Source organism: Microbacterium sp. (assembly GCF_040394595.1).
In the GTDB taxonomy this organism is placed as follows: Bacteria; Actinomycetota; Actinomycetes; order Actinomycetales; family Microbacteriaceae; genus Microbacterium.
Map to the genome: position 1 here is coordinate 84393 of NZ_JBEBSA010000010.1, position 7766 is coordinate 92158.

The window sequence follows — 7766 nt, forward strand, 5'->3', positions numbered from 1 at the left end:
TACCGGCGTGCCGCCGCACCCCCTCACGGCGCGGGATGCACGGGGCGAGGTCGATCTCGCTCGGGCGTCGCCCCTCAGAGCGTGTCGGAGGCGTCGCGGAGCGCGCGCTCGACGGTGGACGACACCAGCGCGGACAGGTACCCACCGGGGTTCTCGACGCCGATCCCCCGCAGCAGCGATGTCGCCTGGCCGATGATCGACCGGGAGAACTCGGATGCGGTCGCGATCGCCTCTGCGTATGCGGGTCGATCCGCCTCCTCGACGACGACGGGCTCGCAGCCGAGCTCCACGGCGAGCGCCTGTGCGATCGGCAGCACCGCGGGCGGGGCCGTGACCGCCGCGAAGGACGCTTGCAGCTGCCGGAGATCGACCGTGGTGCCGTTGAACGCGATCGCGGGGTGCACCGCGAGCGGGATCGCTCCGCGCTCGGCGGCCGGGCGCAGCACCTCGACTCCGTAGGCCGGATCGGTGTGCAGCACGAGCTGTCCCATCTGCCACCCGCCGAGGTCCGCGATCCCGCTGACCAGGCCGGGCAGCTGGTCGTGGGGCACCGCGATCACCACGAGCTCGCTGCGCCGCACCACCTCGAGCGCCTCGAGCACGGGGACACCGGGGAGGATCGCCGCGGCGCGCTCGTCATCCGAGCCGCTCGTGATCCCCACGACCGCATGACCCGCCCCCGCGAGGGCGGCACCGATCACCGGGCCGACCCGACCCGCGCCGATGATGCCGATGCCGAGCCGCCCCGGTGCCATGATCAGTCCTGCGCGTCCGGGCTCTGACGGCGCGTGCGATCCCGCCGCAGCTGTCCCTCCGAGGCGGGCGGTGCCGGAGGCACGGCCGATCCTGGAGCCGGCGGCACCGACCCGGCAGGCGGAGCGACCGGAGCTGCGGGCGGAGCGACCGGAGCTGCAGGCGGAGCGACCGGAGCTGCAGGCGGAGCGACCGGAGCTGCAGGCGGAGCGACCGGAGCTGCAGGCGAAGCGACCGGAGCTGCGGGCGGAGCGGGCGGAGCGACCGAACCCGGAGCGGGCGGCATGGCCGACCCCGGTGCCGGTGGCACCGTCCCCGCCGGCGGAGCGACCGGCGGCGCGCCGTAACCGTGCGGCGCCGCCCCCGGTGCCGGAGGGTACGCCGGCGCAGGTGCCGGAGGATACGCGGGCGATGCACCCGCCGACGGCGCCGGGTACGCCGGCGCGGCCGTCGGGGCCGAGGACGACTCGGCCCAGCGATGCGTGTGGTCGTTCGCCGCGGCGAGCACGGCCGCGCGGCTCACGTGGCGGAGCAGGTGCATGGCGTCGTCGCGCTCCAGGCCGGACAGGTGCCCCGATACGGGACCCGTCACCGAGTGCGCCTGGGCGCCGGCGACGCCCTGGGCCCGGGCGATCGGTCCCTGGTTCACGGAGAGGCCCTGCAGGCGGGCGAGCGGGAAGATCGCGAGCTTCCGCCAGATCACGCCGCGCCGCACCAGCAGCCCGAAGTCGGTCACCGCGTAGCCCTGTCGCTTCCACGACAACGGCCGCACCCACCAGGCGCGCTTCGCGGTCGTCCGGTACGGGTCGCCCGCGATCGGTCCGAGCACGCCGTGCTCCCAGATCAGCGGGATGTCCGCGGCCGGGACGTCCGGTAGCACCAGGCCGAGCACGCGCTCGACGTCGGCCCTCTTGCCGACCGGGAGCACGATGTTGAACTGCTGCGCCGTGCCGGACTGCTGCTGCGACGCGCTCTTGCCCGACATCCGGTTGATCCGCACCGACCACCAGCCGAACGGGCGCCACAGCAGCGACTGCGTGACTTCGACGGCGAAGATGCGGCCGGGCGGCAGCGTCTCGGTGATGGTCGTCAGCAGCCCGAAGGTCAGGCGGATGCCGTCCGGCGTCGGCGCGATCGAATACCGCAGCGACTTGGAGATCTGCGCCCAGGTGATGCCGATTGCGGCGACGATGAGCGGGATCCCCATTCCGAGGCTCACGCCGAGCACCGCGAGCCCCGCCGTCGGGCTCGGGTCGTTGAGCGACGAGATCAGCACCGAGCCGAGCGTCACCGCGAAGATGAGGCCGAAGAAGATCAGCCAGATCACGCCCGAGATCGCCTGCGAGCCGACGAGGCGACCGGTCGGGATCTTCACGACGCTCTCGGGGGCGACGTCCGCGAGATCGACGCCCGTGATGAGCCCTTCGACCCCGGTGTTCACCGCTCCGGCGAACTGCTGACGCGCGGTCGGAGCGGGAGTGCCGTCGGCGGGGACGGGGGCCGCAGCGGCCGCCGCGCGCGCCGTGCGGATGCCGGATGCGAGACGCAGGATGTCCGCACGCACCGATTCCGCCTTCGCGGTCGCGAGGTACTCGAGGTCGACGTTGGAGTCGGTCCCCGCCCCGACGACCTCGATCTTCGCGAGGCCGATGATGCGCGCGGGGAACGGCCGGGTGAGGTTGACGCCCTGCACACGGTCGAGGGGGGCACGACGGTGCGACCGGAAGACGATGCCCTTGCGCACCTCGACGTGCGATCCGGTGATCCGGAACTGCTGGAAGCGCCAGACGAACCAGAAGATCGCGACGAGCACGACCAGCAGCAGGAGCACGCCGCCGAGGGCGAGCAGGGCGAAGTTGTTGTTCAGCACCCAGTCGACCGGATCGCCGCCGTACTCGCCGTACCGCACATCCGGCACGAAGATGTTGACGAGCCAGCCGATGATCCGCTCGCGGAGGTTCGCGATGACGAATCCGGCGATCACGATGAGCACGAGGCCGCCCTTGAAGAGCGGCGTGAGCGGATGCATCCGGTGCCACTCGCCGTCGGCGAGGCTCGAGGAGCCGCCGTCAGGAAGCACCTGCTCCTGCTGTCCGGGGGCCGGCTGAGGCACGGTCACAGGCCGGTCCGTCGCGTCTCGGCGACCTCGATCAGCGTGTCGCGCAGGGCCTCGGCGGCCTCGGGCTTGAGCCCGGGGATCTGGACGCCCGTGGTCGCGGCCGCGGTCACCATCTTCAGCTCGGAGATCCCGAACGCCCGGGCCAGCGGGCCCTGCGTGATGTCGACCAGTTGCATGCGGCCGTAGGGGACCGCGACCATGCGCTGCCAGAGGATCCCGCGGCGGAAGACGATGTCGTCCTCGCGCAGCATGTATCCGATCGCGCGCGCCTGCCTCGGCAGGATGATCATGGTGATCACGATGATCACGAGGAGCACGCCCGCGGGGATCCACACCCACTGCTGGTGCAGCGTGTTGGAGAGCACGAAGGCGGCGACCGCGAGCACGATCGCCCAGAAGACGCTCTGCACGTACTCGGCGATCACGTAGCGCGGGGAGATCTGATGCCACGTGCCGTCCAGTGCCAGCGCGGACGCGCTGCGAGGCGTGCGGAGCGCCGAGTAGGAGTCCTCGTCGAGCACCGCCGGCGAGATCACCGGAGCGGATGCCGGCGCCGGGGCCGCCCCGGGGAGAGGCGCCGCGGGAGCGCTCGGCACGGGAGGGGCCATGGGGATCGACGCGGGGGGCGAGGGCGGGGTCGGCTGACCCGGGAAGTCACTCGGCGGGGTCGTCTGGCTCTCGGTCATCGGAATCCTTCGGCAGTGTGCAGAACTGTTCGGCCACGAGCGCCGCGGCGATCAGGATCAGCGCCCCGAGGATCAGCACGGCCGTGGCCGCTATCGACCCTACCGGGCGCACCGGGCGCGATACGAGGAAGAGCGCGAGTCCCACGCCGAATCCGCCGAGGATCGCGCCGAGGAGACTCGAGGCTCGGGCGAGCGTGGCGGCGCGGAGCGCGCGGAAGGGATCGATCCGGCTTCCGCCGCGCACGCTGCGACGCACCGGCCAGGCGAGGCCGAGGCAGACGGCGGCGAGGAGCACGAGCATCACCGGGAGGAAGACGGACGGCGTGAAGGTCGCCTGTCCGGAGACGGTGAGGAAGTGGTCGAAGGCGTAACCCCCCGCCGCGCCGAGCAGCGCGAGGAGGAGCAGCGCCCCGGCGGAGGTGCGCCTCATCGCGGCTCCCCGGAGTCGCCCTTCAGCGCGGCGACGAGATCGGCGACCCGGCCATGCCCCGGGAGCACGGCCTCCGGGTCGACGTCGAGCCACGGTTCGAGCACGAACAGACGCTCGAAGGCCCGCGGATGCGGCACCTGCAGATGCGGATCGTCGCTCTCGAAATCGCCATAGGAGATCAGGTCGAGGTCGAGGGTGCGATCCCCCCACCGCTCGCGGCGCACGCGGCCCTGCTCCTCCTCGATCGCATGCAGCAGTCCGAGCAGCACCTGCGGCGCGAGGCGTGTGGTCACCAGAGCGACGGCGTTGAGGAACGACGGCGCCTCCGGATCGGGCCCGTCCGGGCGCACGGCCACGGTCTCGAACAGCGACGACATGCGCACGTCCTCGACGAGCGGCAGTCGACGGATCCGGTCGGCTGCCTGGCGCAGAGCCTCCCCGCGGTCGCCGATGTTCGAGCCGAGGGCGACGACGGCGACGCCGGGCTCGCGCCCCGGACGCGGATCCGGAAGGGCGCCGACGTGGGTCAGCCGCCGGTCGGGACGAGGGGCCGGGCCGGTCACGATGTCCTCCCCCGGGTGACGGTGACGGCGACGTCGGCGAACTCGAGGGCGATCGGGGCGTGCGGCTTGTGCACCGTCACCCGGACGATCCTCACGCGCTGGTCGTCCAGCACCGCGTCGGCGATGCGGGACGCGAGGGTCTCGATGAGGTTGACCGGCTCCCCCGCGACGATCGCAGCCACCCTCTCGGCCAGCTCACCGTAGTGCACGGTGTCGGCGACGTCGTCGGACTCCGCGGCGGTGCGCAAAGGCAGGTGCAGTGCGAGATCGATCGTGAACTCCTGGCCGTCGCGCCGCTCATGGTCGAAGACGCCGTGGCGTCCGAAGACGGTGAGCCCCGTCAGCGTGATCTCGTCCATATGGTCCACTCCCCCAGCCTACGGCGGCGTCCCCGGTATGCTCCCGTCGACCCGGCGCGTTCCGGGCTCCCGCACCGCACCGGGAAGGCGGCATCGCACAGGGTTTGCGACTTCCCCGCCTCTCTGCGGGTCAGATCCCGTCCCAGGCGCCGAGCACGGCGAGAGCGTCCCGCGTCGCCGCGACGTCGTGCACCCGCACCGCCCACACGCCGTCGCGCGCGGCGAGCGCGCTGGTCACCGCGGTGGCGAGGTCGCGGCGCCCCTCGTCGGCGTCCTCTCCGGGCAGCGTCTCGGCGAGGAACCGTTTGCGCGAGGTGCCGACGAGCACCCGGGATCCGAGTGCGACGATCTCGTCGAGACCGCGCAGCACCTCCCAGTTCTGCGCACCCGACTTCGCGAACCCGATACCCGGGTCGACGATCAGACGCGCGGGGGCGATGCCCGCCGCCGCAGCCGCCGCCATCCGCTCCCGCAGTTCGCCGGCGACCTCCCTCGCCGCCCGGCCGTACTGTGCGCGGGCGTACATGTCCGAGGACGGCCCGCGCCAGTGCCCGAGGGCGATGTCCGCCCCCGTGGGGGCCACCGCGGCCAGCATCCGGTCGTCGGCGAGCCCGCCGGACACGTCGTTCACGATCCGCGCCCCCGCGTGGACGGCCGCGACCGCCGTGTCGGCGTTGAGGGTGTCGATCGACACCGGGATCCCGGACTCGGCGAGCGCGGCGATCACCGGCAGCACGCGGGCCTGCTCCTCGGCAGGCGCCACGCGCTCGGCGCCGGGTCTGGTCGACTCCCCGCCCACGTCGATCACGGTCGCCCCGTCGGCGCGCAGCCGTCGCGCATGCATCACTGCGGCCTCTGCGTCGAGATACCGCCCGCCGTCGCTGAACGAGTCGGGCGTGACGTTGAGGATGCCCCAGATGCCGGTCATCGGTCGCCCCACGACTCCGGAGCAGGGCCCGCGCCGATGAGCGTGATCAGCTCGGCGCGCGCGGCCGGATCGGCGTAGGCGCCGCGAGCCGCGATGGTGAGGGTCGACGCCTCGGGCTGACGACCACCCCGCATGGTGACGCATCCGTGCGTCGCATCCAGCACCACCAGCACGCCCCGGGCGTCGAGGTGCTCCGCGATCGTGTCGGCGATCTGCTCTCCGAGGCGCTCCTGCACCTGAGGGCGCGCAGCGAGGATCTCGACCACCTTCACCAGCGCGCCGAGCCCCACCACCTGTTCCCCGGGGAGGTACGCGAGGTGGGCGTGACCGGAGAACGGCAGCAGATGGTGCTCGCACACCGAGCGGAAGCGCACGCCGCGCATGAGAACCGCCCCCGAGGGAAGGGTCTCGGGAGCCGGGCCGCGCGCCACGCTGATCGTGTGCGCGAGCGGCGCCGCCGGATCCTCGTGCACACCGGCGAAGTACTCCGCGTAGAGCTCGGCCATCCGCGCCGGCGTCTGCCGCAACCCGGGACGGTCGGGGTCCTCGCCGATCGCCTCGAGCAGTTCGCGGGTGAGCCTCTCGACCCGCTCTCTGTCTACGGCCACCTCAGGCCGTCGCGGGTCGCGGGTGTCCGGGAGCGGGCTTCGATCCGCGCGGCGACTCGGCGGGCGCGGCAGTCTGCGCGGCCACACCGGCGGTCTCCACCCGGCGGGGCACGTCGACCGGGGGGAGCAGCGACACCGGGCGCTCGTCGCTCGAGAGCCACTGCGGACGCTCGGGCAGCTTGCGCACGTCGGTGAAGATCTCGGCGATCTGGTTGTGGTCGAGCGTCTCGTGCTCCAGCAGCGCCAGCGCCAGCCGATCGAGGACGTCGCGGTTGTCGCTGATCACCTGGTAGGCCTCGTTGTGGGCCTGCTCGATGAGGGCGCGCACCTCGGCGTCGACCGACTCGGCCATGCGGTCGGAGTAGTCGCGCCCGCGATTCATGTCACGCGGCACGAACATCTCGCCCGACTCGGATCCGAGCTTCACCGGGCCGATCTGGGTCGTCATGCCGTACTCGGTGACCATCTTGCGGGCGATGCTCGTCGCCTTCTCGATGTCGTTCGAGGCACCGGTGGTCGGGTCGTGGAACACGATCTCCTCGGCGACGCGGCCGCCCATCGCGTAGGTGAGCTGATCCTGCAGCTCGTTGCGGGTGACCGAGTACTTGTCGTCGAGCGGCATGACCATCGTGTAGCCGAGCGCCTTGCCACGGGGCAGGATCGTGATCTTCGTGACGGGGTCGGTGTGGTTCATCGCCGCGGCGGCGAGGGCGTGGCCGCCCTCGTGGTACGCGGTGATGAGCTTCTCCTTGTCCTTCATCACGCGGGTGCGGCGCTGCGGGCCGGCGATCACGCGGTCGATGGCCTCGTCGAGGGCGCGGTTGTCGATCAGCTGCGCGTTCGAGCGGGCGGTCAGCAGCGCGGCCTCGTTCAGCACGTTGGCCAGGTCGGCACCGGTGAAGCCCGGGGTCTTGCGCGCCACGACCTCGAGGTCGACGTTCTGCGAGAGCGGCTTGCCCTTCGAGTGCACCTCGAGGATCTTCTGCCGGCCCTTGAGGTCGGGGGCGTCCACGCCGATCTGGCGGTCGAAGCGACCGGGGCGCAGCAGCGCGGGGTCGAGGATGTCGGGGCGGTTGGTCGCCGCGATGACGATGACGTTCGCGTTGGGGTCGAATCCGTCCATCTCGACGAGCATCTGGTTCAGCGTCTGCTCGCGCTCGTCGTTGCCGCCGCCGAGACCGGCGCCGCGGTGACGTCCGACCGCGTCGATCTCGTCGATGAAGATGATCGCCGGGGCGTTCTCCTTCGCCTGCGTGAACAGGTCCCGCACGCGGGAGGCGCCGACGCCGACGAACATCTCGACGAAGTCGGAGCCGGAGA

Annotated in this window: 9 protein-coding genes; all 9 read right to left on the bottom strand. The window is 72.2% G+C overall.

Annotated features, from left to right (window positions below; all coding sequences use genetic code 11):
* Positions 1-74 precede the first annotated feature (74 nt).
* Positions 75-755 carry a DUF2520 domain-containing protein gene (locus tag ABWO84_RS11255; RefSeq protein WP_353114668.1) on the bottom strand — a complete coding sequence of 227 codons (681 nt, stop codon included), beginning with the start codon at positions 753-755 and terminating at the stop codon, positions 75-77.
* Between the two features lie 2 nt (positions 756-757).
* Positions 758-2872 carry a PH domain-containing protein gene (locus ABWO84_RS11260; RefSeq protein WP_353114669.1) on the bottom strand — a complete coding sequence of 705 codons (2115 nt, stop codon included), beginning with the start codon at positions 2870-2872 and terminating at the stop codon, positions 758-760.
* Positions 2869-3480: a PH domain-containing protein gene (locus ABWO84_RS11265; RefSeq protein ID WP_502915413.1), complete on the bottom strand. Its 612-nt coding sequence runs from the start codon at positions 3478-3480 to the stop codon at positions 2869-2871. The genes ABWO84_RS11260 and ABWO84_RS11265 overlap by 4 nt, the downstream gene beginning before the upstream one ends.
* Before the next feature lie 46 nt (positions 3481-3526).
* A complete protein-coding gene (locus tag ABWO84_RS11270; RefSeq protein ID WP_353114670.1) occupies positions 3527-3988 on the bottom strand; it encodes a DUF3180 domain-containing protein in 462 nt (153 codons plus the stop codon).
* Complete coding sequence (folK, locus tag ABWO84_RS11275) at positions 3985-4551, bottom strand: 2-amino-4-hydroxy-6-hydroxymethyldihydropteridine diphosphokinase (RefSeq protein WP_502915412.1); 567 nt, start codon at positions 4549-4551, stop codon at positions 3985-3987. Before folK ends, ABWO84_RS11270 begins: the two co-directional genes overlap by 4 nt.
* On the bottom strand, positions 4548-4919 hold the full coding sequence (gene folB / locus ABWO84_RS11280) for a dihydroneopterin aldolase (protein WP_353114671.1): 372 nt from the start codon (positions 4917-4919) through the stop codon (positions 4548-4550). Before folB ends, folK begins: the two co-directional genes overlap by 4 nt.
* A gap of 121 nt (positions 4920-5040) precedes the next feature.
* On the bottom strand, positions 5041-5838 hold the full coding sequence (gene folP / locus ABWO84_RS11285) for a dihydropteroate synthase (RefSeq protein WP_353114672.1): 798 nt from the start codon (positions 5836-5838) through the stop codon (positions 5041-5043).
* The gene (gene folE / locus ABWO84_RS11290) at positions 5835-6446 is read right to left on the bottom strand and encodes a GTP cyclohydrolase I (protein WP_353114673.1); all 612 of its coding nucleotides are present in this window, start codon (positions 6444-6446) and stop codon (positions 5835-5837) included. Before folE ends, folP begins: the two co-directional genes overlap by 4 nt.
* 1 nt (position 6447) lies before the next feature.
* Positions 6448-7766, bottom strand: a 1319-nt coding sequence (ftsH, locus tag ABWO84_RS11295) for an ATP-dependent zinc metalloprotease FtsH (RefSeq protein ID WP_353114674.1), incomplete at its 5' end; no start/stop codon positions are given.

Excerpts from the sequence above, each read along its gene's own strand:
- folP (WP_353114672.1), bottom strand. The coding sequence starts at position 5,838 with ATGACCGGCATCTGGGGCATCCTCAACGTCACGCCCGACTCGTTCAGC.
- ABWO84_RS11255 (WP_353114668.1), bottom strand. The coding sequence starts at position 755 with ATGGCACCGGGGCGGCTCGGCATCGGCATCATCGGCGCGGGTCGGGTC.
- ABWO84_RS11270 (WP_353114670.1), bottom strand. The coding sequence starts at position 3,988 with ATGAGGCGCACCTCCGCCGGGGCGCTGCTCCTCCTCGCGCTGCTCGGC.
- ABWO84_RS11265 (WP_502915413.1), bottom strand. The coding sequence starts at position 3,480 with ATGGCCCCTCCCGTGCCGAGCGCTCCCGCGGCGCCTCTCCCCGGGGCG.